The sequence below is a fragment of the Streptomyces sp. NPDC055966 genome (assembly GCF_042269865.1).
Taxonomy (GTDB): domain Bacteria; phylum Actinomycetota; class Actinomycetes; order Streptomycetales; family Streptomycetaceae; genus Streptomyces.
The window spans coordinates 279,015-305,266 of sequence record NZ_JBHJYK010000009.1; the positions used below are offsets into that span (position 1 = coordinate 279,015).

Annotated in this window: 24 protein-coding genes and 1 pseudogene; 16 read left to right on the forward strand and 9 right to left on the reverse strand. The window is 72.8% G+C overall.

The features are described 5' to 3' along the window. Positions 1 to 93: 93 nt before the first annotated feature. Positions 94 to 921, reverse strand: a complete 828-nt coding sequence (locus ACFC8N_RS21400; protein ID WP_356022527.1) for an anti-sigma factor — start codon at positions 919 to 921, stop codon at positions 94 to 96. Continuing rightward, entirely contained in the window at positions 918 to 1,460 is a 543-nt protein-coding gene (locus ACFC8N_RS21405; protein ID WP_270084660.1) for a sigma-70 family RNA polymerase sigma factor, read from the reverse strand. Before ACFC8N_RS21405 ends, ACFC8N_RS21400 begins: the two co-directional genes overlap by 4 nt. A gap of 217 nt (positions 1,461 to 1,677) precedes the next feature. Here ACFC8N_RS21405 and ACFC8N_RS21410 point away from each other — a divergent pair, with 217 nt between their 5' ends. From ACFC8N_RS21410 to ACFC8N_RS21425, 4 genes are all read left to right on the forward strand, one after another. Continuing rightward, positions 1,678 to 3,216, forward strand: a complete 1,539-nt coding sequence (locus ACFC8N_RS21410) for a DUF4331 domain-containing protein (protein WP_376289064.1) — start codon at positions 1,678 to 1,680, stop codon at positions 3,214 to 3,216. A gap of 115 nt (positions 3,217 to 3,331) precedes the next feature. After that, the gene (locus ACFC8N_RS21415) at positions 3,332 to 4,711 is read left to right on the forward strand and encodes a tetratricopeptide repeat protein (RefSeq protein WP_376289066.1); all 1,380 of its coding nucleotides are present in this window, start codon (positions 3,332 to 3,334) and stop codon (positions 4,709 to 4,711) included. Continuing rightward, positions 4,708 to 6,177, forward strand: coding sequence for a nickel transporter (locus ACFC8N_RS21420; protein WP_376289068.1), 1,470 nt, complete (start codon positions 4,708 to 4,710; stop codon positions 6,175 to 6,177). The genes ACFC8N_RS21415 and ACFC8N_RS21420 overlap by 4 nt, the downstream gene beginning before the upstream one ends. Positions 6,178 to 6,220: 43 nt before the next feature. After that, complete coding sequence (locus ACFC8N_RS21425) at positions 6,221 to 7,855, forward strand: serine/threonine-protein kinase (protein ID WP_376289070.1); 1,635 nt, start codon at positions 6,221 to 6,223, stop codon at positions 7,853 to 7,855. A 59-nt stretch (positions 7,856 to 7,914) separates the two neighbouring features. Here the strand turns inward: ACFC8N_RS21425 and ACFC8N_RS21430 are convergent, their stop codons facing one another. Next, complete coding sequence (locus ACFC8N_RS21430) at positions 7,915 to 8,718, reverse strand: SGNH/GDSL hydrolase family protein (RefSeq protein WP_356022539.1); 804 nt, start codon at positions 8,716 to 8,718, stop codon at positions 7,915 to 7,917. Positions 8,719 to 9,082: 364 nt separating this feature from the next. Here ACFC8N_RS21430 and ACFC8N_RS21435 point away from each other — a divergent pair, with 364 nt between their 5' ends. From ACFC8N_RS21435 to ACFC8N_RS21455, 5 genes and pseudogenes are all read left to right on the forward strand, one after another. Beyond that, a complete protein-coding gene (locus tag ACFC8N_RS21435; RefSeq protein WP_376289072.1) occupies positions 9,083 to 9,394 on the forward strand; it encodes a hypothetical protein in 312 nt (103 codons plus the stop codon). Positions 9,395 to 9,780: 386 nt separating this feature from the next. Continuing rightward, positions 9,781 to 10,602: a glycosyltransferase family 2 protein gene (locus ACFC8N_RS21440; RefSeq protein WP_071375857.1), complete on the forward strand. Its 822-nt coding sequence runs from the start codon at positions 9,781 to 9,783 to the stop codon at positions 10,600 to 10,602. Continuing rightward, positions 10,599 to 11,582, forward strand: a pseudogene (locus ACFC8N_RS21445) (glycosyltransferase family 2 protein); the annotation flags it as partial. The gene ACFC8N_RS21440 and the pseudogene ACFC8N_RS21445, both read left to right, overlap by 4 nt. A 364-nt stretch (positions 11,583 to 11,946) precedes the next feature. Beyond that, positions 11,947 to 12,756, forward strand: a complete 810-nt coding sequence (locus ACFC8N_RS21450; protein WP_376289074.1) for a polysaccharide deacetylase family protein — start codon at positions 11,947 to 11,949, stop codon at positions 12,754 to 12,756. After that, positions 12,749 to 16,435 (forward strand): lipopolysaccharide biosynthesis protein, encoded by a 3,687-nt coding sequence (locus ACFC8N_RS21455; RefSeq protein ID WP_376289076.1) that lies wholly within the window; start codon positions 12,749 to 12,751, stop codon positions 16,433 to 16,435. Before ACFC8N_RS21450 ends, ACFC8N_RS21455 begins: the two co-directional genes overlap by 8 nt. A 15-nt stretch (positions 16,436 to 16,450) precedes the next feature. On the opposite strand, the gene ACFC8N_RS21460 is transcribed toward ACFC8N_RS21455, so the two are convergent. Next, entirely contained in the window at positions 16,451 to 17,869 is a 1,419-nt protein-coding gene (locus tag ACFC8N_RS21460; RefSeq protein WP_376289078.1) for a xylan 1,4-beta-xylosidase, read from the reverse strand. 132 nt (positions 17,870 to 18,001) lie between these two features. Between ACFC8N_RS21460 and ACFC8N_RS21465 the strand changes: the two genes are divergently transcribed. Together ACFC8N_RS21465 and ACFC8N_RS21470 are read left to right on the forward strand one after the other, a co-directional pair. Next, positions 18,002 to 19,096 carry a DUF5925 domain-containing protein gene (locus ACFC8N_RS21465; protein ID WP_362819310.1) on the forward strand — a complete coding sequence of 365 codons (1,095 nt, stop codon included), beginning with the start codon at positions 18,002 to 18,004 and terminating at the stop codon, positions 19,094 to 19,096. 15 nt (positions 19,097 to 19,111) lie between these two features. Next, complete coding sequence (locus tag ACFC8N_RS21470) at positions 19,112 to 19,882, forward strand: DUF72 domain-containing protein (protein ID WP_376289080.1); 771 nt, start codon at positions 19,112 to 19,114, stop codon at positions 19,880 to 19,882. A 17-nt stretch (positions 19,883 to 19,899) separates the two neighbouring features. On the opposite strand, the gene ACFC8N_RS21475 is transcribed toward ACFC8N_RS21470, so the two are convergent. Beyond that, positions 19,900 to 20,268 carry a GntR family transcriptional regulator gene (locus ACFC8N_RS21475; protein WP_356022554.1) on the reverse strand — a complete coding sequence of 123 codons (369 nt, stop codon included), beginning with the start codon at positions 20,266 to 20,268 and terminating at the stop codon, positions 19,900 to 19,902. Positions 20,269 to 20,352: 84 nt separating this feature from the next. Here ACFC8N_RS21475 and ACFC8N_RS21480 point away from each other — a divergent pair, with 84 nt between their 5' ends. Both ACFC8N_RS21480 and ACFC8N_RS21485 read left to right on the forward strand, forming a co-directional pair. Next, the gene (locus ACFC8N_RS21480) at positions 20,353 to 21,282 is read left to right on the forward strand and encodes a GNAT family N-acetyltransferase (RefSeq protein ID WP_356022556.1); all 930 of its coding nucleotides are present in this window, start codon (positions 20,353 to 20,355) and stop codon (positions 21,280 to 21,282) included. Next, on the forward strand, positions 21,263 to 21,763 hold the full coding sequence (locus ACFC8N_RS21485) for a DUF402 domain-containing protein (protein ID WP_376289083.1): 501 nt from the start codon (positions 21,263 to 21,265) through the stop codon (positions 21,761 to 21,763). Before ACFC8N_RS21480 ends, ACFC8N_RS21485 begins: the two co-directional genes overlap by 20 nt. A gap of 50 nt (positions 21,764 to 21,813) precedes the next feature. Here the strand turns inward: ACFC8N_RS21485 and ACFC8N_RS21490 are convergent, their stop codons facing one another. Then, entirely contained in the window at positions 21,814 to 22,416 is a 603-nt protein-coding gene (locus ACFC8N_RS21490; protein WP_356022561.1) for a class I SAM-dependent methyltransferase, read from the reverse strand. 111 nt (positions 22,417 to 22,527) lie between these two features. On the opposite strand from ACFC8N_RS21490, the gene ACFC8N_RS21495 reads away from it, so the two are divergent. Continuing rightward, positions 22,528 to 22,662, forward strand: a complete 135-nt coding sequence (locus ACFC8N_RS21495) for a hypothetical protein (RefSeq protein WP_256464732.1) — start codon at positions 22,528 to 22,530, stop codon at positions 22,660 to 22,662. A gap of 19 nt (positions 22,663 to 22,681) precedes the next feature. Here the strand turns inward: ACFC8N_RS21495 and ACFC8N_RS21500 are convergent, their stop codons facing one another. Next, positions 22,682 to 23,131, reverse strand: coding sequence for a GNAT family N-acetyltransferase (locus ACFC8N_RS21500; RefSeq protein ID WP_376289086.1), 450 nt, complete (start codon positions 23,129 to 23,131; stop codon positions 22,682 to 22,684). A 166-nt stretch (positions 23,132 to 23,297) separates the two neighbouring features. Between ACFC8N_RS21500 and ACFC8N_RS21505 the strand changes: the two genes are divergently transcribed. Then, positions 23,298 to 24,245, forward strand: coding sequence for a lytic polysaccharide monooxygenase (locus ACFC8N_RS21505; protein WP_376289087.1), 948 nt, complete (start codon positions 23,298 to 23,300; stop codon positions 24,243 to 24,245). Positions 24,246 to 24,295: 50 nt separating this feature from the next. Here ACFC8N_RS21505 and ACFC8N_RS21510 read toward each other — a convergent pair whose 3' ends face one another. After that, positions 24,296 to 25,159, reverse strand: a complete 864-nt coding sequence (locus ACFC8N_RS21510) for an alpha/beta fold hydrolase (protein ID WP_362819315.1) — start codon at positions 25,157 to 25,159, stop codon at positions 24,296 to 24,298. A 168-nt stretch (positions 25,160 to 25,327) separates the two neighbouring features. Beyond that, positions 25,328 to 25,774 (reverse strand): MarR family transcriptional regulator, encoded by a 447-nt coding sequence (locus tag ACFC8N_RS21515; RefSeq protein WP_356022571.1) that lies wholly within the window; start codon positions 25,772 to 25,774, stop codon positions 25,328 to 25,330. 90 nt (positions 25,775 to 25,864) lie between these two features. Between ACFC8N_RS21515 and ACFC8N_RS21520 the strand changes: the two genes are divergently transcribed. Then, positions 25,865 to 26,239, forward strand: a complete 375-nt coding sequence (locus ACFC8N_RS21520) for a cupin domain-containing protein (protein WP_376289090.1) — start codon at positions 25,865 to 25,867, stop codon at positions 26,237 to 26,239. The last annotated feature ends 13 nt before the right edge of the window (positions 26,240 to 26,252 follow it).

The following is a 26,252-nucleotide window of genomic DNA, read 5'->3' on the forward strand; positions in this document are numbered from 1 at the left end:
GGGCAGGGTAACCCTATCGCCCCAGGGCGGCACGCGTGTATCTCGGCCACAGGATTCACCTTCCCCGCAAGGAGGTTGACCATCCCTCGATGACTACTCTCCGAATCCGACCGATTTCAGGGTGAGTTGGACAATGGGCTGGCCGGTGGGCTGCGCTGAGCCGCCGTCAGGCTCGACGGTTACGGCGAGTGACGTCGAGGAGGTCTCAAGCCCCTTGGCGATCAGCGGCGTGTCAGCGGCGAAGAGCCCGAGGGAGCGCGGTTGCGCATGGGGGCGCATCTGCCAGAGCTGGTGTACACGGCCGCCGGACGGGGTGCCGTATCCGCTGAGGGTGACGACGGCCTCCTGCTCCGAGGCGGAAGCGATCACTCCGATACCGCGGCCCCGAGCGTCCTTGCTGCTCGTGGCGCGGGCGTCGGGAGCCGCCAGAACGTGGGCGATCTCACGTGCCCGCACCTGCGCGGCGTCGAGCCGGCCCTGTGCGCGGTGCGCCTGGACCCCGAAGAGCGAGGCGACGACGAGGGCCGCCGCCGCGGTCGCCGTGGCGAGCGGCACGAACAGAGGGCGCGTGCGGGGCGTACGAGTGCGTCCCGGCGGCGGCTGGGTGCCCCAGACGTGCGGCGGCAGCCGGGGCGTGCGCTCCGCGCCCGACGCCGCGGCGGCCGGCGCCGGGGCCTGCGGTGTCGCGCGTACGGCGGCCAGCACCCGGTCCCGGAGGGCGGCCGGTGCCGGGGCCGCCGTGGACCAGGCGAGCCGCACGGCGTCCTCGGCCAGCGCCCGGGTCTCGGCGCCGCAGCGCTCGCAGTCCCGCAGATGCTTCTCGAACCGGCGCCGCTCGCCGGGTTCGAGGGCGTCGAGCGCGTACGGGGCCGCGAGGGAGTGCGGATCGCCGCGGCGCAGCAGCCTGCCGAGGATGCTCATGCGGCGCCTCCCAGGCACTGGCGCAGCCGGGTGAGTCCGTCGCGCATCCGCGTCTTGACCGTGCCGAGCGGCAGCGAGAGCCGCTCGGCGACCTCACGGTAGGTGTAGCCGTCGTAGTAGGCGAGGGTCACCGACTGGCGCTGGAGGTCCGTGAGCCGCTTCAGACAGCGGCGCACCCACTCCCGCTCCAGTCCCGCCTCGACCTCCTCGGCGACCTGGTCGAACGCCGGTTCCCCGGCGCGCAGTGCCTCCCGCTGCTCGCGTTCGCCGGCCGCGCGGGCGCTGCGCACCCGGTCGACGGCGCGGCGGTGGGCGAGGGTGAGGATCCAGGACAGCGCGCTGCCCCGGCCCGGATCGAACCGGGCAGCGGACCGCCAGGTCTCCAACAGCACCTCCTGGGCCACCTCCTCGGACTGGGCGGGGTCGCGCACCACCCGCCGTACGAGCCCGTACACCGGGCCGGACACCAGGGCGTACAGGTCCTCGAACGCCCGGTGATCGCCGCCCGCGACGAGCACGAGCAGCTCGTCCGCCTGTATGCGGGCCCCCTCGCCGTGGCCGCAGCCGGCCCCTCCCCGTGCTCCGCGCATCCGCACGAACGCCCACCTCCCGCCGGTGATACGGATGAGCGGGCCGAAAACGCGGGTCGGGAGCCGCCCAAATCTTTTTTCCCGTCCGGCCAATCCGTCCCCCGCCCGGCTCCGAATGAGCGTCCGTCAAGGGCAAGTCGGCACCGAGGACGGACGGACAGACGGCATGACACCTCTTGTTTCCAGGCGCGGCCGGAGCCGCACGGGCCTGGTCACGCTCCTGTGCGGCGCGCTGGCGGCCGGCGGGCTCACCGCCGCGGGCGTCGCCGCGCTGGCCCCCGGGGCGGCCTCCGCCTCCTCCCACCGGGAGGCCCCGCTGATCTCGGGGACCCCGCAGTACGACAACACGGACCTGTACGCGTTCGTCAGCCCGGACAAGCCCGACACGACGACGATCGTGGCGAACTGGATCCCGTTCGAGGAGCCGGCGGGCGGGCCGAACTTCTACACGTTCGCCGACGACGCCCAGTACGACCTGCACATCGACAACAACGGCGACGCGCACGACGATCTGGTCTTCCGCTACACCTTCAGGACCCACACGAAGAACGGCAGGACGTTCCTCTACAACACCGGTGTCGTGAAGAGCCTCGACGACCCGAACCTCAACATCACGCAGACCTACGACATCGATCTGCTCCAGTTCAGGCACGGGCGGGTGGTCTCGCGCGCGAAGCTCGCGAACGACGTGCCGGTGGCGCCCTCCGACGTCGGCAAGGCGTCCATGCCGGACTACGCCAAACTGCGCGCCCAGGCGATCCACCGGACGAAGGGCGGCGGCACGACGTTCGCCGGGCAGGCGGACGACCCGTTCTTCGCCGACCTGCGCGTCTTCGACCTGCTGTACGGCGGCAACCTCAGCGAGGTCGGCAACGACACGCTCAAGGGCTACAACGTGAACAGCATCGCCCTCCAGGTGCCCACCGCCCTGATCCGCGAGTCCGCGGGCCAGCCGGTGGTCGGCATCTGGTCCACCACCCAGCGCCGTAACGCGCAGGGCTACTACAGCCAGGTCTCCCGTCTGGGCAACCCGCTGGTGAACGAGGTCGTGAACCCGCAGAAGGACAAAGACAGGTTCAACGCCTCCCAGCCCGCCGACGACGGCCGGTTCCTGAACAACGTCACCCACCCCGAGCTGCCGAAGCTCATCGAGTCGATCTACAAGATCAAGGCGCCGAGCGAGCCGCGGGGCGACCTGGTCGACGTGTTCCTCAAGGGGGTCAAGGGCCTCAACCAGCCGCCGAACGTGCGGCCTTCGGAGGAGCTGCGCCTGAACACGTCGATCAAGCCGAGCGCGCACCCCAAGCGGCTCGGCGTCCTGGACGGCGACAACGCGGGCTTCCCGAACGGCCGTCGCCTCGGCGACGACGTGGTCGACGAGGCGCTCCAGGTGATGGAGGGCGAACTGGTCGGCATGAAGAACGACTTGGGCGACGGGGTGAACGCGAACGACCAGACCTTCGAGAAGTCCTTCCCGTACGTCGCCGAGCCCACCTCCGGCTCGCGCGGCCCGCTCGCCAAGGGCACGAGCGCGGGCACGGACGTCCGCAGCCAGCTGGGCGACGCGCTCCAGCCGGCGGGCTCCTCCGGCGGCTCCGGCGGCACGATGCTGATCGCCGCGTCGGCGGCGTCGGGCGCGGCCGGGATCCTGCTGCTCGGCGCGGCCTTCGCCTGGTGGCGCCGCCGCCTGCAGCGCCCGTACTGACCCCGTCCCCACCCCAGACCGGCGCGGCCCGTATCCCCCCACGGCGGGCCGCGCCTCCCACCCCGTCGACGGAGCAGACGGGGAGCAGACGGAGCAGAGGAGAGGCGGAGAGGCCATGGGCCCGCGCGCGAAGAACGAGAACGACACGGCCGCCGCCGAGCGGGGCACCGCCGGGCGGCGGTGGCGGACCCTTCAACTCGGGTGTGCTGCCGTACTGTTGGCGACGGCGCTGACCGGCGGTGCGGTGGCCGTCGGCGCCGGCCGGGCGCCCGCGGCCGCGCCTGCCGCGTCCCGTGCCGTGGATCCCGGCCTCCTCGGCACCGGGAACCTGGACGCGAGCATCGCCTCGCTCCAGGCGCACCTGCGCACCCAGCCCAAGGACGCCGGGAGTTGGGCCACGCTCGCCCTGGCCTATGTCGAGCAGGCGCGGACCAAGGGCGACCCGTCGCGGTACCCGCAGGCGGACCAGGCGCTGCGCCGCTCCCTGGCACTGGCGCCGGACAGCGACCAGACGCTGGCCGGACGCGCCGCGCTCGCCGCCGCGCGGCACGACTTCGCGGGCGCGCTGACCTACGCGGACCGGGCGCTGCGGCAGAACCCGTACAGCGAACGCGCGTTGTGCTCCCGTATCGACGCCCTGGTGGAGCTCGGCCGGTACGACGAGGCGGCGCGGGCGGCCGACACCGCCGACGCGCGCAGGCCGGGCGTGCCGGTCTTCACGCGGTACGCGTACGTGCACGAGCTGCGCGGGGACGTGCCGAGCGCACGCCGGGTCCTCCAGCAGGCGCTGTCCTTCGCCACCTCGCCCGGCGACATCGCCTACGTGGCCACCCAGCTCGGCCAACTCGCGTGGAACCAGGGCGAGTACGGGACCGCGCTCGCGGAGTACGCGCGCGCCCTCGCCGCCGACGAGACCTACCTCCCCGCACTGGAGGGCCGGGCTCGGGCGCAGGCCGCGAGCGGTGACCGGGCCGCGGCGATCACGGGCATGGAGTCGGTGGTGTCCCGGTATCCGCTGCCCGCTCCGCTCGTCGAGCTGGGCGAGCTGTACGAGGCGCGGGGCGCGGCCGGGGACCTGGCCAGGGCGCGGCAGCAGTACGCGCTCGTGGACACCTGGGTCGCGCTGGCCCGCGCCAACGGCGTCGACGCCGACCTCGACACCGCGCTGGCCGCCGCCGACCACGGCGACAAGGCGGCCGCCCTGCGCGCCGCCCGCGCCGAGTGGGCCCGCCGGCACACCGTGCACACGGCGGACGCGCTCGCCTGGGCGCTGCACGTCAACGGCCGGGACACGGAGGCCCTTTCCTACGCCCGTCAGGCCACCGCCACCGGCTACCGCAACGCCGTCTTCCTCTACCACCGCGGCGTGATCGAGCTGGCCACCGGCGACCGTGCGGCCGGCCGCGCCGTGCTGGCCTCGGCCCTGAAGCTGAACCCCGGTTTCTCCCCCGTGGGCGCGGCCGCGGCCCGCACAGCCCTGGAGGCCGCGAAGTGAGACCGCGTCTGCCGTTCGTCCTCGCCGCCGGGTGTGCGCTCGTGTTCCTGCCGGCCGCCGCCGCGAGCGCGCATCCGCTCGGCAACTTCACCGTCAACCGGTACGACGGACTCGTCCCGGCGCCGGGGCAGCTCCGGGTGGAGCACGTCGAGGACCTGGCCGAGATTCCGGCGACCCAGGCGAAGCCCGACATCGAGCGGCTGGGGACGGCTCGGTGGGCCCGGCAGCGCTGCGAGCGGGACGCCCGGGGCAGCGAGGTGACCGTGGCCGGGCGCCGGGTCCCCCTCACCGTGCGGGACAGCCGGGCCACGCCACGGCCCGGCCAGGCGGGGCTCAACACCCTGCGGGTGGAATGCCGTTGGACCGCCCCGCTCCCCCGCGCCGGGTCGCTCGCCCTCGGTTTCCGCGCCGACACGAACTGGTCCGGGCCCGGCTGGCGGGAGATCACCGCGCGCGGCGACCGGACGACGCTCACCGGCTCGGACGTGCCGAGGACGTCCGTCTCGCACGAACTGACCACGTATCCCAAGGACTTGCTGTCGTCCCCGGCCGACGTCTCCACCGCGTCGCTGCGCGTGCGTCCCGGCGGTCCCGCCCTCGCCGAGGAGCGGCCGGACGCCCCGGCCGCCTCCGTGCTGCCCCGGGGCGCCGACCGCTGGACGCGGGCCCTCGACGGCCTGGTGGCCCGCCATGACCTCACCGTCGGCTTCGCCGCCCTCGCGCTGCTCGTCGCGGTCGTCCTCGGCGCCCTGCACGCCCTCGCGCCGGGGCACGGCAAGACCCTGATGGCGGCCACCGCGGCCGCGCGCGGCGGCCGGGCCGGGCTCCGGGACGTGCTGCCGCTGGCCGCGTCGGTCACCGTCACCCACACCCTCGGCGTCGTCGCCCTGGGCCTGCTCGTCACCGCCGGGTCCGCCGCCACGCCCTCGGTGATCGCCTGGCTCGGCCTGGCGAGCGGGGCCCTGGTCCTGGCGGCGGGGGTGAACCTCGTACGCCGGGCACTGCGGAACCGGACACACGGCCACGCGCACGCCCACACGCACCCCCATGACGGCCACGCCCACGGTGAGCACACCCACACCCACACCCACGGCGGTCACACCCACACCCACCCCACCGTGCCCACCCTGCGCGGCACGATCCTGCTCGGCTTCGCCGGGGGGCTCGTGCCCAGTCCGTCGGCCGTGGTCGTGCTCGTCGGCGCCGCCGCACTCGGCAAGGCCTGGTTCGGGCTGCTGCTCGTCGTCGCCTACGGCGCCGGGCTCGCGCTGACGCTCACCGCGGCCGGGGTCGCCGTGGTGCGGCTGGGCTCGGGGGCGTCCCGGGTGCTCGAACGGCGCCCGCGGTGGACCGCGCACCCCCTGAGCGCGCTCGTGCGCCGGAGCCTGCCGCTCGCCTCCGCGCTCACCGTCCTGGCCCTGGGCGCCGGATTGGTGCTCAAGGGGGCCGCAACAGCCCTCGGTTGAGCTACGTTTGTGGAGAAATCACGCGACATGCCTGGGGGCGCTCGTGTCCGAAGATCCGGGCCGCGACCGTGTGATCGCGGGCCGCTACCGTCTGCTGTCCCCGCTGGGCGAGGGCGGCATGGGCACCGTGTGGCGGGCCCGGGACGAGGTGCTGCACCGGGAGGTGGCCGTCAAGGAGGTGCGCGCCCCGGCCGGGCTGCCCGCCTCCGACGTCGAGCGGATGTACGCCCGCCTGGAGCGGGAGGCGTGGGCCGCGGCCCGGGTCGCGAACCGCAACGTGGTCACGGTGTACGACGTGGCGATGGAGGGCGGCCGTCCCTGGATCGTGATGGAGCTGGTGCGCGGGCTGTCGCTCGCCGACCGGCTGGAGGCGGATGGCCCGCTGGCGCCGCAGGAGGCCGCGCACATCGGCGCCGAGGTGCTGTCCGCGCTGCGCGCCGCGCACGCGGCCGGGGTGCTGCACCGGGACGTGAAGCCGGCCAACGTGCTGCTCGCGAACGACGGCCGGGTGGTGCTGACCGACTTCGGGATCGCCTCGGTCGAGGGCAGCTCGGCGATCACCATGACCGGCGAGGTCGTCGGCTCGCCCGAGTTCCTGGCTCCGGAGCGGGCGCTCGGCCGCACCCCCGGCCCCGAGTCGGACCTGTGGTCGCTGGGCGTGCTGCTGTACGCGGCCGTCGAGGGCGTCTCCCCGTTCCGCTACGACACCCCGCTGAGCACCCTGCGGGCCGTGGTGGACGAGGAGTTGCCGCCGCCGCTGCGGGCGGGTCCGCTCGCGCCGGTCGTCGCGGGGCTGCTGCGCAAGGACCCGGCCCAGCGGCCCGGTGCCGAGCGGGCGGAGCGGGAGCTGCGGCTCGTGGCGGCCGGGGGTACCCCCTCCGGAGGTGGGGCGCCCCGCCCGGAGCCGCCACCGGATCCGTCCGCGTACGCCCGGACCGTCGTGGCCCGGGAGCCGTGGTCGGGGCAGCAGTCCTGGGCGCCCCAACCACCGCCCGCCACCACGCAGTTACCGCCCGACGAGCCGGAACCCGGGCGCCGTCGCGGGGCGGTGGTCGCACTGGTGGCGGGGCTGCTCGTGATCGTGGTCGCGCTGGCGGGGCTGGCGTACGCCCTGCTCAACCGCGATGGCGGCGGGCACGGGAGCGACGGCGCGAGCGGCACGGGCGGTCCCCTGGTGAGCGGCAGCGCCCAGGCGCCCACGCACAGTGGCACGGACGCTGCCACGGGCACGCCGTCGGCCCCGCGCAGCAGCACCTCGTCGTCGGCCCGGCCCGCTCAGTCGGTTCGGGTCACGCTGGCCGGCGCGCACACGGCGTACTCCGGCCCCTGTCCGCCGCCGAGCGGACAGGCTCCGGCGTTCACGGCGACGTTCACGGTGGGACGGGTGCCGGCGCAGGTGGCGTACCGGTGGGTGCTCGCGCACGGGTCGGTCGCGGATCCCGGCTGGCAGACGCTGTCGTTCGGGGCCGGTGACGGGACGAGCCAGAAGGTGCGGGTGACCCTGACGACGTACTCCCAGACCGGCTCGGCCGACAACGCGGTCAGCGTCGAGGTACGGGCCCCGGTGCGGGCCACGTCGAACGCGGTGCCGTTCTCGGTGAGCTGTGCGACGGCGACGGAGACCCCGTCGGGCGGGGCCTCCGCTTCCGCTTCGGACTCGTCCGGAACTTCACCCTGACGAGCGAACAGCACGGGTGACGTGTTGACGCGCAGATCACCCGTACCGCGTGCGGTCGGTTACGCGTTATTGGTGAACGCCGGCAGATAGCCGCCGGAGTGGCCGGCCGCGGTGGGGTGGTACGACTCGGTGATGTCGAGCCAGTTCACGCTGTGCAGCCACGAGTCGCCGGAGCAGATCTCGTGGCTGGAGAAGGCCGGGCGGACGTCGGCGAAGACGAAGCCGTGCGCCGCGGCACGCGCCTGGATGGCGGTGTCCATGTAGTCGGCAGCGCCGTTGATCGCGGAGCGCTTGGTGTCGGACAGCCCGAGGCAGGTCTGGCCGAGCAGGTAGAAGCGGGGGTAACTGAGCACGACCACCTTGGCGTTCGGGGCCTTGGCGCTGATCTGGTTGTAGACGTTGTCGAGCTTGCCGGGGAGCGTGGAGTCGACGTACGCCTTGGCGGTGTTGATGCGGCTGATGCAGCTGCTGTCGGACTGGAGCACGCAGGTCGTCATGACGTCGGAGAACCCGGCGTCGTTGCCGCCGATGGTGATGGAGACCAGCGAGGTGCCGGAGTTCAGCGAGCCGAGCTGGTTGCCGAGGACGTCGTCCGTGGTGGCGCCGGAGCAGGCGTTGAAGGCGAACGACGACGGGGAGTGGGCCGCGTTCCACAGGTACGGGTACGCGTTGGTGCTGCGGTCACAGCTGCCGCTGGAGCTGATGTAGCTGCCCGCTCCCACTCCGGAGGAGTAGGAGTCACCGAGCGCCACATAGCCGCCGGTTGCCGCTGTCGAGGCCTGGGCCGCCGCGGCTCCGCCGAGTCCGAGTCCGGCGGCGAGGAGGAGCGAGGTCACGAATCCGAAAAGTCTGGAACGACTCATGGTGCCTCCCTATAGCAGGATCTCTGCCTACAACTGTGGTAACTCCTACGCGTGTTGACCGGAAGTGTTCATGCCAAGAACTTTTGAAGTCTGAACAAGATCAGCCGAAGAAGTTCACCGCACCGCACCTTGTGTGTGCATGCCAAATGTGTTGACCACGAGTCAATTCGGCCCCGGATCCCGTCTTGACGCCCCGCCCCGGCCTGCGCCACATTGAAGCCCGACATCCCGCGCGTCGGGGTCAAATCGGGGGGCACGGTCGCCAATGCAGACCTTACGCATCAAGTCACGTCCATCGGACGGCGCCACCGAGCAGCCCGAAGGGGCACGGCCAGGACCGGGGAGGGTCCTGTCGCCGCTGCTCATGGGGGCCGCGACCGCCGTCGCGGCGGTCGGCGCACTGCTCGCCCTGACCGACTCCGGCTCACCGCTGCGCGGTCCGTGCACGCTGTTCTTCCTGCTCGCCGCGCCGGCCGCGGCCATCGCGGCGGCGCTGCGCGGGCTGGATCCGTATCCCCGGACGCTCGCCGCCCTTGTGGGCTCGGTCGTCCTCAACATGCTGGTGGCCCAGGGCATGCTGGCCGTGCACCGCTGGTCCGTCCACGGCGGGGTGATCGCCGTGACCGCACCGAGTCTGCTGCTGCTCCTGTGGGTTCTTCTACGTAAAAGTGAGTAACTCCGGCCAAAGTTATGCAACGGCCAAACCAATAGAAACGTGAGACTGATATCCAGGTCTTGCCATTCTGGTTCAATCGTCAATACCGTCATACGTCTCACCCGCATCGGTCCGTCAGCACACGGTTCAGGGGAGGGCTCAGGGCCGTGACGTTCCGGCGCGGGGCGCGGTAGGGGGGTGCCGTGCTCGGTGACCACAGCTGTGACCGAGTCGTGCCGCGCGACCGGCTGCCGTATTTCCCGGGCAGACCGGCCAGCTTTGCCAGCTCATCAACGTGCCCGGAGATCATTTCGCCGTGCCGAAGATGAGTAACCCCCCTTTCGAACCGGACAGACAACCGGGCCACCCGGGGGTGGGTGGTCCACCGGACGAGAGGGAAAAGACCCATGAGTTCCGTTCTGCGCCCGCCGGCTTCGGGGCAAGATCCGTTAATCGCCGCGAACTACCGGCCCATCTCCTCTCACCTCGCGATCACTCCGCCGGTGAGCGTGGTGATTCCCGCCATGAATGAGGCGGAGAATCTGCCCTACGTCTTCAAGACCCTTCCGGACTGGATACACGAAGTCGTTCTGGTGGACGGCAATTCCACCGACGACACGGTCGAGGTGGCCCGGTCCCTGTGGCCCGGCGTCAGGGTCGTCGAACAGAGTGGCAAGGGCAAAGGGGATGCCCTGATCACCGGGTTCGAGGCCTGCCGGGGCGACATCATCGTGATGGTCGACGCGGACGGCTCGGCGGACGGCGGCGAGATCGTGTCGTACGTCTCCGCGCTCGTCTCCGGCGCCGACTTCGCCAAGGGCTCCCGCTTCGCCAACGGCGGCGGCACCGACGACATGACCTTCATCCGCAAGCTCGGCAACCGTGCGCTGTGCGCCGTGGTCAACCGCAAGTTCGGGGCGCGCTACACCGACCTGTGCTACGGCTACAACGCCTTCTGGCGGCACTGCCTCGACAAGATCGACCTCGACTGCACCGGCTTCGAGGTCGAGACGTTGATGAACATCAGAGTGGTCAAGGCGGGGCTCAAGGTCCAGGAGATACCGAGCCACGAGTACCTCCGCATCCACGGCACCAGCAACCTGCGCGCCGTACGCGACGGGTTCCGGGTGCTCCAGGTCATCCTGAAGGAGCGCTCCAACCGGCGTGAGCTGCGTCGCCAGGAACGCCACTCGCCGATGCTCGACGCGGTCCGGGGAGAGGTGTCTTGAGAGATCCCGACATCTCCGTCGTGATCTGCGTGTACACCGAGGACCGCTGGGAGGACATCCTCGCGGCGGTCTCCTCGGTGCGCGCGCAGTCGCGTCCGGCGCTGGAGACGCTCCTGGTCGTGGACCACAACCCGGCCCTCAAGGACCGGCTGGAGCGCGAGTACAAGGAGGAGTGCGAGCCGACCGGGAGCGTCCGCGTGCTGGCCAACGCGGGCCCGCGCGGCCTGTCCGCCGGCCGCAACACCGGCATCGCGGCCGCCCGGGGTGACGTGATCGCCTTCCTCGACGACGACGCCGTGGCCGAGCGGGACTGGCTGCGCCACTTCGCCGCCGGGTACGCCGACCCGCGCGTCATGGCGGTCGGCGGCCGTACGGTGCCGGTCTGGGCGTCGGGCCGGCGCCCGGACTGGTTCCCGGAGGAGTTCGACTGGGTGGTGGGCTGCACCTACAAGGGCCTGCCTGCCGGCCGGGTGCGGGTCCGCAACGTGCTCGGCGGAAACGCCTCGTTCCGGCGTACGGCCTTCGACGCGGCGGGCGGCTTCGCCACCGGCATCGGCCGCGACGGCGACCGCCGCCCGCTCGGCTGCGAGGAGACGGAGCTGTGCATCCGCCTCACCCGCGCCCGCCCCGACGCCGTCCTGCTCATCGACGACCGGGCGGTGATCCACCACCGGGTGCCCGCACCCCGCGAGCACTTCGCCTACTTCCGCACCCGCACCTACGCCGAGGGCCTGTCCAAGGCACTGGTCGCCCGCAGCGTCGGCGCGGACAAGGGGCTGGAGTCCGAACGCCGGTACACCACCCGGGTGTTGCCCGCCGGGGTCGCTCGTGGCCTGCGGGACGCCCTGCTGGCCCGCCCGGGCGGCGCGGGCCGCGCGGGCGCCATCGTCGCGGGCGTGCTGAGCGCCGCCGGCGGCTACGCGGTGGGCAGCCTACGGGCGCGGCGCAACGGTACGACGTTCTCGGCAGCCCCGATCCAGGCGACACCGTCCGCGCCTGCAACCCCACGGACACCCTCCACACCACCGGACAGGGCAACACCGTCCACCCCACCGGTCCGGGGGACGCTGCCCACGCCCCCGGTCCCGGGAACACCGCCGGCACCACCGGCACAGCAGACGCGCTCCGCGCCGCCGGCCCAAGGGACGCCGTCCGCACCACCAGCCCAAGGGACGCCGCCCGCACCGCCAGTCCACGGGACGCCACCGGCACCACCGGCCCAGGAGACGCCACCCGCGCCACCGGCCCGGCAGGCACCCGCGCCGCCGGCCCGCGACGGCGCTCGGGCGCGCGGTGCTTCCGGAGAAGGCGGTCGGGCGCGCGCCGGTTCGGCGGGGGGCACCGATGGATGAGTCGACCGTGCCCATCCTCATGTACCACTCCGTCGCCACCGCCCCCAACGACGCCACCCGGGCCCTGTCGGTCGCACCGGAGGCGTTCGCCGAGCAGATGGCGCTGATCGGTGATCTGGGCCTGGCCCCGCTGACCACCGCCGGCCTCGCGGAGCGCTGGCGCACCGGCCGCCCGCTGCCCGCCCGGCCGGTGCTGATCACCTTCGACGACGGCTACGAGGGCGTGCACCGGCACGCGCTGCCCGTGCTCGCCAAGCACGGCTTCCCGGCCACGCTGTTCGTCTCCACCGGCTGGCTCCGGGGCAGGCACGACACCGGAGGCGGCCTGGACACCATGCTCGACTGGCCCCAGGTACGCGAACTGGCCGCCGCCGGCGTCGAGATCGGCGGCCACAGCCACACCCACCCGCAGCTCGACCAGCTCGGCGACGACGAGCTGCGTGCCGAGCTGGACCGCTGCACCGAGATCGTCGAGGGCGAACTCGGCGCCCGCCCGCTGTCGTTCGCCTACCCGTACGGCTACTCCAGCCGCCGGGTGCGCCGGGCGGTGCGGGCGAGCGGCTACGCCCAGGCCCTCGCCGTCGGCAACGCGCTCGCCCGCCGCCGCCAGGGGCCGTACGCACTCGAACGGGTCACGGTCCGGCGCGGCACCACGGTCGAGGAGTTCGAGCGGCTGCTCCAGGGCCGTGCGATCGCCCGCACCTTCGCCGGGGACCGCGCCCTCACCAAGGGGTACGCCCTCGTCCGCAGAGCCCGCCAGATCCGCCAGGTCCGCCGGAAGGCCATGCGTTCCCGTGTCTGACACGACGACCACCACCGAGGCCACGACCGGCGCCGACGAGGCGCCCGGGGCGGGCCGGTCCCCGCGCGACGGCAGCCCGCTGTTCCGCAACGCCTACGCGCTGATGCTCAACACCGGCATCAGCGCCGTCCTCGGGCTGGGCTTCTGGCTGGCCGCGGCGCGCTACTACTCCGAGTCGGCGGTCGGGCAGGGCTCGGCCGCCATCGCCGCGATGAAGTTCCTCGCCGGACTGACCGCGGTCACCCTGACCGGTGCCCTCGCCCGCTTCATCCCGGTGTCCGGGAAGCGCACCGGCACGCTCATCTTCCGCACGTACGCGGGCAGTTCGCTGGTGGTGGCGGTCGCGGCCGGCGTCTTCCTGCTGACCCTGGACTCCTGGGGACCGTCCTACCGGTTCCTGCACGGCACGCTGCACGGGCTCGGCTTCGTCGTGGCCGTCATGGCCTGGAACCTGCTCACGCTCCAGGACGGTGTGCTGACCGGGCTGCGCAGCGCGACCTGGGTGCCGGTGGGCAACACCGTGTTCTCGGCCGTGAAGCTGGCCCTGCTCGCCGCGTTCGCCGTCGCCATACCCGCCACCGGTGTCTTCGTCTCCTGGGTGGCCGCCATCGCCACCTCGGTCGTGCCGCTGGGCTGGCTGGTGTTCCGGCGGCTGGTGCCCCGGCACGTCAGGGCGACCGAAGGCCACACCGAACCGCCCACGCTGCGGCAGGTCGGCCGGTTCCTGGCCGGGGACTACACCGGCTCGCTGTTCTCGCTCGCGGTGATCTACCTCGTCCCGGTGATCGTCGCCTCGCAGGTCAGCTCGGCGCAGAACGCGTACTTCTACATCGCCACCACCATCGGCGGCACGACCGACCTCCTCGCCATCAACATGGGCGCCTCCCTCACCGTCGAGGGCTCGCACGACCCGGACCGGCTGGCCGCCCACACCCGGGCGGCGCTGCGGCGGATGGCCCGGATCATGCTGCCGGTCGCCGCCGTCCTGATCGTCGGCGCGCCCTGGATCCTCGGTGTGTTCGGCGCGGGCTACGCGGACGCGGCGACCCCGCTGCTGCGCTGGCTCGCGGTCGGCTCGGTGCTGCGGGTCGTGATCGAGACGTACTTCGCGGTGCTGCGCGCGCGCAGCCACACCGGCGGACTCGCCCTGTTCCAGGGCCTGTTGTGCGTTCTGGTGCTGGGGGCGACCCTGCTGCTCCTGCCCCGGATGGGGCTGACCGGCGCGGGCGTCGCCGAGGCCGGCAGTCTCGCGGTGATCGCCGCGCTCGCCGCGCCGCGGCTGTGGCGGACGATCCGGAGCGCCCCCGACGCCGCCGCCGACGCGGCCGCACCCGACGGGGACCTCGCCGACCTGGGCCCGCGCGAGGTCCCGGCCGCCGGCGTCACGACGCGCCGGCCCGGTCCGGCCTGGGCGCTGGACTCGGACACCCTCGCCCTCGGCATCCACGTCGACTTCGACCACGCCGAGCGCCGTCCCGACGTCCGCCCGGGCCCGGGCACCCCGCCCACGGGCACGCCGCTGCCGCGGGAGGCGGGGGCGGCGGAGGTCGACGCGCCGTTCACGGCGGGGGGACCGGACGCGTCCCTGGCCGCCGACCGCGCCGTACCGGACGAGGAAGAGGCCCCTGAGGAGCACGCGGCGCACGGGCCGCTCACGCAACGGCTGTTGCCCACCCGCTCCGGAGTCGTCCTCGGCTGTCTGCTGATCGCCGCCCTGCTGCTGTACTGGGTGCCCGCGCTGCGGCTCGGCGAGGCGGACCTGGACCGGATGGGCGGGCTCGGGCTGGTCTCGGTGCTGCCGCTGCCGACCCTGGCCGGGGCCGCTCTGCTGGTCACGGTGTTCGCCGCGCTGCTGTGGCTGCGCCGCGAACACCGGGCGCTGCTGCTGCTCACCCTGCTGGCGACGGTCGTGTCACTGCACGCCCTGCCCGCCGTGCTCGAAACCGAGCCGCGCTTCCCCACGGCGTGGCAGCACCTCGGCTTCCTCGACTACATCGACCGCACCGGCTCCGCCGTACCCGACCTGGACGCCCGCTGGAGCTGGCCCGGGTTCTTCGCGGCCGCCGCGTTCGTCGGCCGGGCCTGCGGGGTCACGGACTTCACCGAGGTCATCCGCTGGTGGCCGACCGCCGTCCAACTCGCCTATCTGGCACCGATGTTCCTGCTCACCCGGTCGATGCGGGCGAGCTGGCGGGCGAAGTGGACCGGCGTCTGGCTGTTCGTGCTGTGCGGCTGGGTCGGCCAGGACTACTTCTCCCCGCAGGGCTTCACCTATCTGCTGTACCTGATGTTCGTGGCGATCCTGCTGGTCTGGTTCCGGTCGCCGCGCGTGATCTGGACGACGTACCGGCCCGGCGAGGCCGAGCCGGCACCGGCCGACCGGCAGCAGCGGTCCGTCCTGCTCCTGGTGCTGATCGGCCTGTACGCGGCGAGCGTGCCCGCGCACCAGCTCACCCCGTTCGTCATGCTCGGCGTGCTCGCGGCCCTGGTCCTGCTCCGCCGGTCCGAACTGCGCGGCCTGCCCCTGCTGTTCGGGGTGCTGGCCGCGGTATGGCTCGGCTTCATGGCCGAACCGTACTGGTCCGGGCACTTCAACGATCTGTTCGGCGGGGTCGGCGGGGTCGGCAGCAATGTGTCGACGTCCGTCTCCGGCCGTATCCAGGGCGGCAGTTCGAGCCACAAGCTGGTGCTGTACGTCCGCGTGCTGCTGGCCGGCTCGGTGCTGGCGTTCGCCTGCTGGGGCTGGTGGCGCCGGCGCTTCCACCGCTACCGCGAACGCTCCCTGCTGGTCCTCACCTTCGTGCCGTTCCTCGGCTTCGGCATGCAGTCGTACGGCGGCGAGATGGCGCTGCGCGTCTTCATGTTCGCGGTGCCGGGCGCGGCCCTGCTCGGCGCCCTCGCCCTCTTCCCGCGCACCGGCGTCACCGCGAAGGAGCGCGCGAAGGACCGGGTGAGCCTCGCCCCGCTGGCCGCGCTGCTCGCCGGGCTGCTGCTGATGGGCGGCTTCCTGGTGGCCCGCTGGGGCAACGAGACGTTCGAGCGGACCCGGCCCGGCGAGGTCGCGGCGATGAACTGGGTGTACGCCCACGACAGGCCGACGGTCCGCCTGCTGTGGCTGACGCAGGACACGGTCAACGACGTGACCCCGGCGCTGCCGTGGGGCGCCAAGGACATGGAGCGCGTGAACTACGTGCCCGCGCTGGCCCCGACCGACCCGGTCCTGGTGTCGGGCCTGGTCAAGTCGTTGAAGGACGCGGGCCCGAACTCGTATCTGATGATCAACCGCAGTCAGGTCACCTATCTCCAGCTGGACGCGGGCTACCCCGTCTCCTGGGAGCGGCGGCTGGTCGAGAACCTGGACGACCGGCAGGAGCTGACGAAGGCCTACGCCAACGACGACGTCACCGTGTACGCGATGCGGCAGCGGCCGGCGGGCGCGGTGCCGAAGCCGGACCCGGGGCCGACCGGGCCGATCGTGACCTGGACCCCGTGGTCGGTGGTCGGCGCGCTGGCCGCCGTCCTGCTGGTCCTGCTGCTGGCCGCACGCGAGGTCGCACGCGTCGCGATGCGTCCGGGCGTACGACAACTGCGCCTGCTCCAGGGCTCGTTCTGGTTCTCGTTGCCGCTGCTGGCGGTGGTGCTGGCCGCGCTGGTGCAGCGGTTCCTGACCATGAAGTGAGGGCGGCTCGGCCGTTCAGCGGTCGAGCCACTTCACCTCGTACGGCCCCATGCCGAACCGTTTGCCGTCGATCTGCGCGCTGATCGGCCGGTTCTGCGTGTTGACCACGAGGACGGTCCTGTCGCTCGCCAGGACACGGACGTTCGGCACGTCGTCCGCGGCGACCGGCACGTCCTCGTACCGCGTGCCCGGCGGGAAGGCCCTGGCGAACCGGGACACCAGGTCGTACATGGGCAGTTCGCGGCCGCCGGCGGCGCTGTCGGTCGGCGTCCACAGGCAGCCGGCGCAGCCGCTGCCGGACTTGTCCTCCGGGTTCCAGTAGAAGCCGGAGTCGGCGCCGCCCCGCACCAGGGCGATCATGCCGGTGGCCTGCGCGGCGACGCGGTGCGGTTCGGTCCAGCCGGTGCGGTTGCCGTTGCCGTCGCCGGGCTCGACGTAGTACTCGGCCCACCACAGCGACAGGTCGTGGGTCTGCCGCCGGATCCACTCGCCGACCGCGGTGAACTTGCCGGTGGCCGCGAACTCGTCCGGCAGCAGGTCGTCGTCGCGGGTGTAGCTGGAGCCGTCGACCACGGTGAAGTCGGCGCCCTCCTTGTGGGCGTTCCAGTAGGTGAAGGCGTCCAGCACCCGCTGGTCCATGGCGCCCCATGGACCCCTCACCGCGGCGGAGGCGTTCTGGTCCCTGGGGTCGACGCTGTCCATGACGAGGTACGGCCCGCCGACCATGATGTCCTTGTCGACCTTCTTCAGCGCCGTGTACACGAGGTTGTACAGCGTGGTGTAACCCTCGTAGTCCCAGCGGGACTTGGCGTCGTTCCAGAAGCCCTTGAACTCGTTCCAGACGATGAAGTGCTTCACGTCCGGGTAGCGCCGGGCGACGGTCGCGGCGAGGTCGGCGTAGTCCTGGTAGTGGTCGGGGGTGGGGGCGGTCTCCAGGGCGGACTGGCTCCAGTTCGTGTTGCCGACCCCGGCCCGCCCGCCCTTCATCCAGTCCGGGGCGCAGCACAGGGTGATCACCGGGGTGCCGCCGGAGGCCCGCATGAAGTCGATCCGCCGGTCCAGGGCGCCGAAGTCGTAGTGCCCCTGGACCGGTTCGGGGTTGTCCGCGCCCCAGCCCATGACGGCCTGGTTCTGCGCCAGTCCGCGGTTCTGCGTGAGCAGTTGCTCCACGCGCGTGGTGGCCGCGCCGGCGCCCTGGTCGGCGCTGTACTGGGTGTGTGTGAAGCCCCAGCCGACGTACGGCTCCGGTGCCGCGCTCGGCCGGGCCGGAGTGCCGTGCACCGTGGCGCCGTCGCGGGTGGTGCCGGTCGTGCCGGGACCGCCGGACAGCGTGCTGACGAGGGTCACCACCAGGGCCAGCGCGACCGCTCCGACGCCGAGCAGGGCGGTGAGCCGCCACCGCCGAGTATCCGAATCCCACCCATGACGTCCCATCAAGGACAACAGTAACGGCGGAGGGCATCCGTCCGGCGGGAGTTCGCGACACCCGCGACGGCTCTTCGGAACACCCGGCACAAGGGGAGGAAATGCCGTGCGCGGAGGTCATCGGTGGCGGATCATGGCGGCATGTCTGCTAACCCACACGACGCTCTGCCGATCCGGCTCCACGTCGACGACTCCGACTCGCCGTCCGACGTCGTCGACGCGCTGTTCCTCGGCCGCTTCGCGACGGGCGAGCAGCCGTACTCGCACGCCGTGAACATCGACCGCGTCCGCTCCGGCGCGACCCTGCTGCCCGACGGCGCCCGCGTGCTGCGCGCCGCGCGCGACGACGACCGCAGCGCCACGCTCGCCGAGGGCGACGGCTGGACCCTGCTGGTCTCGCGCTGGAACCGCGGCGCGGACGTCACGGTCACCGCGACCAGCGCGGACCTCGCCGAGCGGGTCCTCGACCAGGCCACGGACGGCGCGGCCGACGAGCCCGAGCCGCAGCCCGAGAACGTGACGATGGGCTTCTGGTACGTCTCCCCGCGGCGCGGCCCGCATCGCACCACCCGGCAGATCTCCGCGGGCACCTGGGACGAGATCCGGCCCAACTACACGGCCCCGGTGGCGGACGCGATGGACCGCCTGATGAAGACGACCCCGCAGGACATCGCCGGCCGCCTCCTGCTGCTGCACGGCCCGCCGGGCACCGGCAAGACCTCCGCGCTGCGCACGCTCGCCCGCTCCTGGCGGGACTGGTGCCAGGTCGACTGCGTCCTGGACCCCGAGCGCCTCTTCTCCGACGTCGGCTATCTGATGGACATCGCGATCGGCGAGGAGGACAGCGCGGGCAAGGGCCGCTGGCGCCTGCTGCTCCTGGAGGACTGCGACGAGCTGATCCGCGGCGAGGCCAAGCACACGGCGGGCCAGGCCCTGTCCCGGCTGCTGAACCTGACCGACGGCCTCCTCGGCCAGGGCCGCAACGTCCTGGTCGGCGTCACCACCAACGAGGACCTGGAGCGGCTGCACCCGGCGGTGGTCCGCCCCGGCCGCTGTCTGGCCCGTATCGAGGTGGGCCCGCTCAGCCGCCGTGAGGCGGTGAACTGGCTCGGCACCGAGGAGGGCGTCGGCCGCGAGGGCGCCACCCTGGCCGAGCTGTACGCGCTGCGCCGGGGCACGGCCCCGACCTCGGTGCCGGGGGCGCGGGACGGTGCGGACGCGGGGCTGTACCTGTAGTGCTTTGATGGTGGTGTGACCTTGTTCGTCGGCACCTCCGGCTGGCAGTACAAGGACTGGCGGGACCTCGTGTATCCGGCCGGGGTCCCGGCGCGGCTGTGGCTGGAGGAGTACACCCGGCTCTTCGCGACGGTGGAGCTCAACAACGCCTTCTACCGGCTGCCGACCCGGGAGAACTTCGAGACCTGGCGCGAGCGCGTGCCGCCGGACTTCGTCGTCGCGGTCAAGGCCAGCCGCTATCTCACCCACATCAAGCGCCTGAAGGACCCCGCCGAGCCGGTCGACCGGCTGATGTCCCACGCGGCGGGCCTCGGTGACCGCCTGGGGCCGGTCCTCCTCCAGCTCCCGCCGACCCTGCGCGCGGACCCCGCGCTGCTGGACGCCTGTCTGGCCCGCTTCCCGTCCGGTACGAGGGTGGCGGTCGAGCCCCGTCACGCCTCCTGGTGGACGTCCGAGGTGCGCCAGGTCCTGTCGGCCCGGGGCGCGGCGCTGTGCTGGGCGGACGTGCAGGCCCACCCGACGACCCCGCTGTGGCGCACCGCCGACTGGGGCTACGTCCGCTTCCACGAGGGCCGCGCCCACCCCTGGCCCCGCTACGGCCGCCGCTGCCTGGAGACCTGGGTGGACCGCGTCGCGACGACCTGGTCCGACGCGCGTGATGTGTACGCCTACTTCAACAACGACCCCGGCGGGGCGGCGGTGGCGGACGCGGTGACGTTCGGGAGGGCGGCGCAGCGGGCGGGTCTCACGGTGACGCGCGTACCGGAGCCGGCCCGGCTCCACTGAGGCTTCCCGCCTTCGCGTTACTTCCCGTAACCGGCCCGCAGGGCGTCCCGCACGGCGGCCAGCGCCTCCGGCTCGTCCAGCCCCAGCCTCCGGACGTGCTCGACATACGTCTGCGCCGCGGCGGCGGCCCCCCGCTCCGCGGCCGAGCCGGCGGCCGCCACGAAGGTGCCGTTGCGTCCCCGGGTCTCGATCACCCCGTCGGTCTCCAGCGCCCGGTACGCCTTGGCCACGGTGTTCACGGCGAGCCCCAGCGACTCGGCCAGCCCGCGCACGGTCGGCAGCCGGTACCCCACCGGCAGCACCCCGGACCGCGCCTGCTCGGAAATCTGCGCCCGCACCTGCTCGTACGGGGGCGCGCTGTCATCGATGCGGATCTTCAGGCTCACGACCCGATTGTCCCGCACCCGGCGTGGCCCACCCGCCGGAAAATGAGAGGCGTACCGGAACGTGTGTCCGTACGGTCCCCTGTCATGACTGTGACCGTGCGCGATCTGCGCCCTGGTGACCCGCCCGACGTCGAGGACTTCACCCGGGTACGGCATCAGGCCCTCCCGTACATCCTGTGGACCCCCGCGTCCGTCCTGCACACGCTCACCCGCACCCCTCCCGAGGCCTGGGCCCGGTCCCTCGTGGCGGAGGAGGACGGCGAGGTGATCGGCACCGCCCAGGTGATGCTGGCGCACGACAGCCCCGAACCCGGCCAGGGCATGCTCAACATCTATGTCCACCCGGAGCGGACCCGGCGCGGCGCGGGCGACCTGCTGGTGCGGGCCGCCGAGGAGCATCTGGCGGCGCACGGGGCGACGAAGCTGTTCGCGTGGGTGCTGGACGAGCCGGCCAACCGCGCCTTCGCCGAGAGGCGCGGCTACCGTGCCAGCCGCTCCGCCCACTTCCTCCGGCTGGACCTGGCCCACGCCTCGCTGCCGCCCCTGCCCGCTCCCCCGCCGGGCGTCGAACTGCGCACCGCCGCGGACTTCGCGGACGACCCGCGGCCGCTGTTCCGGCTGGACGCGGAGACGATGTCCGACGAACCGGGCGACGTCGACGTCGAGTTCACCGACTACGAGGCCTGGCTCACGGGATCCTGGGAGCATCCGCTGCTCGACCGCGAGCTGACCACGGTCGTGGTGGCCGGGGGCCGCCCGGTCGCCTTCAGCGTGGCGTACACCGACGGGGGCAGTCGCTATGTCACCGCGATGACGGGCACCGCGCGCGCCTTCCGCCGGCGCGGCCTGGCCAAGCTGGCCAAGACCGACTCGCTGCACCGCGCCCGCGCCGCCGGCCTGACCGACGCGCTGACGGGCAACGACACCGCAAACGCCCCGATGCTGGCGATCAACACGTCGCTGGGGTACGAGATCTGTGCGACGGAGGTCCGCCATGTCCGCGAACTCGTCTGAGCCGACGGCCGGGTTGACGGTCGTACTGGTCAAGGGCGGCCGTACGAAGATCCGTTACCCGGCCGAGGTGCTCCACGACGACGGCACGCGCATCGCCGTACGGGCCCCCTGGGCGGGCGCCGGGGTCCGGGACTTCGGCTTCGTCCGCTTCGAGCCGGGCGACGTCTTCACCGAGTACTTCTGGCGGGACCGCTGGTACGCGGTCAAGGAGGTCCGGGCCGGGGACGGCACGGTGAAGGGGTGGTACTGCGACATCACCCGCCCGGCGGTGCGCACCGGCGCCGAGCTGGTGGTGGAGGACCTCGACCTGGACCTGTGGCGCTCCGCCGACGGCAGCGACGTACGACGGCTGGACGAGGACGAGTTCGCCGCGAGCGGACTGACGGAGGCGGACCCCGGGGCCGCGTCCGCCGCCGTGGCGGCCCTGGACACGCTGGAGGCGCTGGCCCGCGCCGGCGGCTTCGCGGACCTGCTGGCCTGACCCGCTGAGCCGGAGCCGGGCGCAGGCAGACGCGCCCGGCCCGGATCGGCTCACACGGTCGCCACCACCGCGTACCGCTCGTCCTCGACGGCTCTGCCCCACAGCAGCGGGTCGCCGGACAGTCGCTCCACGCGTACGTCCGCGCTCAGCGGCGCGAGCAGGGCGGTGAGGCGCCCGGCGGGGATGCCGACGGGGTGCGCGGTCCCCCAGACCCCCTCGACCAGCACGAAACGGCCTCCGGGCCGCAGCAGCTCGCGCCAGTGCCGCAGCACCCGGTCGGGCGCGGGCAGGGCCCACAGCACATGCCGGACGAGGACGACGTCGAAGCGCTGCTCGCCCACCGGCGGGGCCGCGGCGTCCCCGCACAGGACCGCCGCGTCCCGCCCGGCGAGCTTGGCGCGGGCCCGCTCGACCATCGCCGGGGACGCGTCGACACCCGTCACCCGGTGTCCCCGCTCGGCGGCGAGGAGCGCGAGGCTGCCGGTGCCGCAGCCCAGGTCGAGGACGTCGGCGGGGTGTCCGGGCAGCCAGCCGCGGACTCTGGCCGCCCAGGCCGCGCGGACCTCGGGGTCGCGCAGCCCGTGGTCCGGTTCGTCGTCGAAGCCTGCGGCCTCGGCGTCCCAGTCGATCTCGTTCGTGCCCACAGCGCTCATGCCCACAGAGTGACACCCGCCACTGACAATCCGGCTCCGATGAGGAACCCTCCCCGAAAGCGTCTGCCTCCGTGACATCACGGAACCGGGTAGGTGCTGAAGGAGGCAGCCATGCGCCGCGCGACCGTGCAGAAGCCCCTGAAGAGGACGGACAGCCGCCGCATCCGCGAAGAGGCGGAGGAGCGCCCCGCGGGGCGTCCGGAGGTGCGCAAGGACATCGCCCGCACCTGGTGGCCGGACGGCTGACCGGACCGGCCGCGCGTGGTCAGCCCAGCCGTTTGCGGTAGTGGATGCGGTCGTACGGCCCGTCCGCGCGCCGTTCCACCGCGTCGTAGCCGAACTTCGGATAGATCTCCTGGTTCTCCCACATCATCGCGTTCGTGTAGAGCCTGACCTCGGGCAGACCGAGCGCACGCGCGCGTGCGTCCACGAATTCCAGCAGGCGCCGTCCCACCCCGTTGCCGTGCGCGTCGGGGTGAACGGCGATGCTGTCGAGGAACAGGTGGTCGTCGTGGGCGTCGATGACGACGAGCCCGGTCACCGGCTCCCCGAGGACGAACACCCGGCCCGCGGCCACGTCCGCCACGTGGTCCGCCTCCATGGGCTGCGGCACCACCCCGATGCGTTCGATGTAGTGACGGTAGGCCGCGTCGGTCACAGCCTTCACGGCCGGTGCGTCGGCGGCCCGGGCGGGCCTGATCTCGTCGTTCGTCATGGCGTGGACGCTATCTGCCTCAGCGCAGTCTGAGCACTCCCTTAACGCCGCCATAAGGATCTCCCCCGCCCGCCCCCAGCAGGCGATTTTTCGGATTCTTGGGGCTAGCGTCGGATCGCCCCCACGGGATCCAGCCCGCCCCCGAGGACCGTTCGAGGAGTTCCCCATGCCCGCACGCCGCAAGGTCGCCGTCGTCGCCGCCCTCGGCAGCACCGCGCTGGCACTCGCCGCCGCGCCCGCGTCCGCGCACGGTTCGATGGGCGATCCGGTCAGCCGGGTCTCTCAGTGCTACGCCGAGGGGCCGGAGAGCCCGAGGTCGGCCGCGTGCAGGGCGGCCGTGGCGGCGGGCGGCACCCAGGCGCTGTACGACTGGAACGGCATCCGGATCGGCGACGCGGCCGGCCGGCACCGGCAGCTGATCCCGGACGGCAGGCTGTGCAGTGCGGACAACGAGGAGTTCAAGGGCCTGGACCTGGCCCGCGCCGACTGGCCGGCGACGCGCGTGCACAGCGGGTCGTACACCTTCAAGTACCGGGTGACGGCCCCGCACAAGGGCACCTTCACGGTCTATTCCACCAAGCCCGGCTACGACCCGGCGAAGCCGCTGGCCTGGTCCGAACTGGATCTGGCGCACCCGGTGGCGACGGTCACCGACCCGGTCGCCTCGGGCGGCTTCTACACGTTCTCCGGCACGCTCCCCGAGCGCTCGGGCAGGCAGCTGCTGTACGCGGTCTGGCAGCGCTCGGACAGCCCGGAGGCGTTCTACTCCTGCTCGGACGTCGACTTCGGCGGCGCCACGGAGAACACGGGCAGCACGAGCAGTGCGGGCGGTACGGGCACCGCCCCCGCCCCGGCCGCCTCCGCCCCCACCGACCGGCAGATCGCGGCGGGTGCCGGCAAGTCGACGATGAGCCACCACGGCCACGGCGGCGACGCGGCCGCCCCGCCCCGCACCGCCAACGCGCCCGAGGCCGCGGGCACTTCGCGGAACCTCGCGGAGACCGGTGCGTCCACCGGCACCACCTACCTGGCGCTCGGTGGCGCGGCGGCACTGGCGCTCGGCTCGGCCGCGCTGTTCCTGTCGGTGCGGCGCCGGGCGACGGGCCGCCGCTGAGGGTTCCGGGGCCTGTCCGGCGGCTCAGGTCGGACAGGCTCCGGCGCGCGTCAACTGAGGGCCGACGCGCAGGTGGTGGCGCTCGCGTGGGCCGGATCCAGCGCGTTCGCCACCTCGTGGAAGGCGATGCGGTCGAACAGGCCGATCGCGACGTGCTCGGTGAGGTCGAGCGGGCACAGGTCCTGGAGCAGGACGTTGTGGACGTCCGAGCCGCTCAGGTACTGGCTCTGCCAGGGCGTGGCCACCTCGTCGTACTTGGTCGCGATGACGGTGTAGTGCACTCCGGGGACGGTGTCGCCGCCCGCGTTGAGCCTGGTGAGGAAGTCCGAGCCGGGGATCTGGTCGGCGAGGCCGGGGGTGGTGGCCTTGATCAGGTCCGAGGCGCCGGGGAAGTACGGCAGCAGGTTGGTGAGGCCGCTGAGGGTGGCGCCGTGGTTGTCGGGGGCGAGGCCGACGAGGGCGTTCACCTTGGCGGCGCCGCCGAGGAACTTCAGGTAGTAGCGGGGCATCATGCCGCCCTGGGAGTGGCCGACGAGGTCGGCCTTGGCGGCGCCGGTCGCGGCGAGCACCTTGTCGACGAAGGCGGACAGCTGGCCGGCCGACTTGTCGATGGGGCCGAGGCCGTAGAAGACGGGGACGCCGGTCAGTTGGCCGTAGTCGACGGAGAAGACGCAGTATCCGCGGGCCTCCAGGTAGGGGGCGAGGGAGAGCCAGTTGTCGACCGAGTTGCCCAGGGTGCCGTGCACCAGGACGACCGGCCGGGGATGGTCGGCGGAGGGCTTGCAGCTGAAGTCGTTCCAGCCGGTGCTCGGGGCGGAGTCGGCCGCGTGCGCGGTGGCGGCCGGCACGACGGCGACGGCGGTGGTGAGCAGCAGTGCGGCGAGGGGTCTGAGGGCTCGCTTCCAGGGCAGCATCGAGTGATCTCCTTGCGGCTCAAGGGAGGTGCGACGGCCTTACCCTGTGATCCGGATCACGAGGACGCTGTTCACTCGTCAAGTTACGGGCGAGTAGCGCAAGTGTGAAGTTACGCGCCAGTAAAAACCTTCCAGCACCGGTGGAACATCACTGGAACCGACACTCCGTCACCAGGCCGGCCTGATCGGCCCGCCCGGCGCGACGCGCGCCAACCGGTCCCCCAGCAGGCGCACTTCCCGCTCCCCGAGCACCTCGGCCCATCCGCCCACCACCTCGGCGGCCGCCTGCTCCGCCGCCCGGGTGCAGTCCCGGCCACGCTCGGTCAGCACGACCAACCGGGCACGCGCATCCCGCGGATGCGACCGGCGCTCGGCGTACCCCTTGCGCACGATCTCGTCGACCAGCTGACTCGCGGCCTGCTTGGTCACGCCGAGATGGGCGGCGAGGTCGCTGACGGTGGCCCCGTCCGGAGAGAGCCGCGCGAAGGCGAAGCCGTGGGCGGGCCGCAGATCGGCGAACCCCCGGGCCAGGACCCCCTCGTGAATGCGTTGCGTGAGGTCGCCCGCGGCGGCGAGCAGTGCGGCGGACAGGGCCATGGCGTCGGAGTTCTGCACGGGGGCATTGAAACACCCTTGACGGATCGATCAAGCCGCTTGACCATATAGTCAAGCAGCTTGACCACTTTCCGAACGGAGAGCACAGCCATGCCCGTCGTCCGTTCCGCCCAGGCCGTGTCCCACGAGATCCACGGCGCCCGCTTCGTCTCGTACGCGACCCCGCTCACCGGAAGCAGAGAACTGTGCGCCTGGCGCGGCGAGATTCCTCCGGGGACCAAGGCCCCGGCGCACACCGTCACCCGGGAGGAGATCTTCCATCTGCTCGTCGGCGACCTGCTGATCACCCTCGACGGCCGGACCGACCGCATCGGCGCGGGGGACACCGTGATCGTCAACGCCGGCGCGACCCTCGCCGTGGAGAATCCGTCCGGCCACACGGCGATCTCCTGGGTCACCACCTCCGTCGGTCTGGAGGCGGAGCTCGCCGACGGCACCCGCATCGCTCCGCCCTGGGCCAACTGACACCCGGCCGAAC

Coding starts and splice junctions, on each gene's coding strand:
- ACFC8N_RS21400 (WP_356022527.1), bottom strand. CDS start 921: ATGAGCATCCTCGGCAGGCTGCTGCGCCGCGGCGATCCGCACTCCCTC.
- ACFC8N_RS21410 (WP_376289064.1), top strand. CDS start 1,678: ATGACACCTCTTGTTTCCAGGCGCGGCCGGAGCCGCACGGGCCTGGTC.
- ACFC8N_RS21415 (WP_376289066.1), top strand. CDS start 3,332: ATGGGCCCGCGCGCGAAGAACGAGAACGACACGGCCGCCGCCGAGCGG.
- ACFC8N_RS21430 (WP_356022539.1), bottom strand. CDS start 8,718: ATGAGTCGTTCCAGACTTTTCGGATTCGTGACCTCGCTCCTCCTCGCC.
- ACFC8N_RS21435 (WP_376289072.1), top strand. CDS start 9,083: ATGGGGGCCGCGACCGCCGTCGCGGCGGTCGGCGCACTGCTCGCCCTG.
- ACFC8N_RS21440 (WP_071375857.1), top strand. CDS start 9,781: ATGAGTTCCGTTCTGCGCCCGCCGGCTTCGGGGCAAGATCCGTTAATC.
- ACFC8N_RS21450 (WP_376289074.1), top strand. CDS start 11,947: ATGGATGAGTCGACCGTGCCCATCCTCATGTACCACTCCGTCGCCACC.
- ACFC8N_RS21460 (WP_376289078.1), bottom strand. CDS start 17,869: ATGGGACGTCATGGGTGGGATTCGGATACTCGGCGGTGGCGGCTCACC.
- ACFC8N_RS21465 (WP_362819310.1), top strand. CDS start 18,002: ATGTCTGCTAACCCACACGACGCTCTGCCGATCCGGCTCCACGTCGAC.
- ACFC8N_RS21480 (WP_356022556.1), top strand. CDS start 20,353: ATGACTGTGACCGTGCGCGATCTGCGCCCTGGTGACCCGCCCGACGTC.
- ACFC8N_RS21485 (WP_376289083.1), top strand. CDS start 21,263: ATGTCCGCGAACTCGTCTGAGCCGACGGCCGGGTTGACGGTCGTACTG.
- ACFC8N_RS21490 (WP_356022561.1), bottom strand. CDS start 22,416: ATGAGCGCTGTGGGCACGAACGAGATCGACTGGGACGCCGAGGCCGCA.
- ACFC8N_RS21495 (WP_256464732.1), top strand. CDS start 22,528: ATGCGCCGCGCGACCGTGCAGAAGCCCCTGAAGAGGACGGACAGCCGC.
- ACFC8N_RS21500 (WP_376289086.1), bottom strand. CDS start 23,131: ATGACGAACGACGAGATCAGGCCCGCCCGGGCCGCCGACGCACCGGCC.
- ACFC8N_RS21505 (WP_376289087.1), top strand. CDS start 23,298: ATGCCCGCACGCCGCAAGGTCGCCGTCGTCGCCGCCCTCGGCAGCACC.
- ACFC8N_RS21510 (WP_362819315.1), bottom strand. CDS start 25,159: ATGCTGCCCTGGAAGCGAGCCCTCAGACCCCTCGCCGCACTGCTGCTC.
- ACFC8N_RS21520 (WP_376289090.1), top strand. CDS start 25,865: ATGCCCGTCGTCCGTTCCGCCCAGGCCGTGTCCCACGAGATCCACGGC.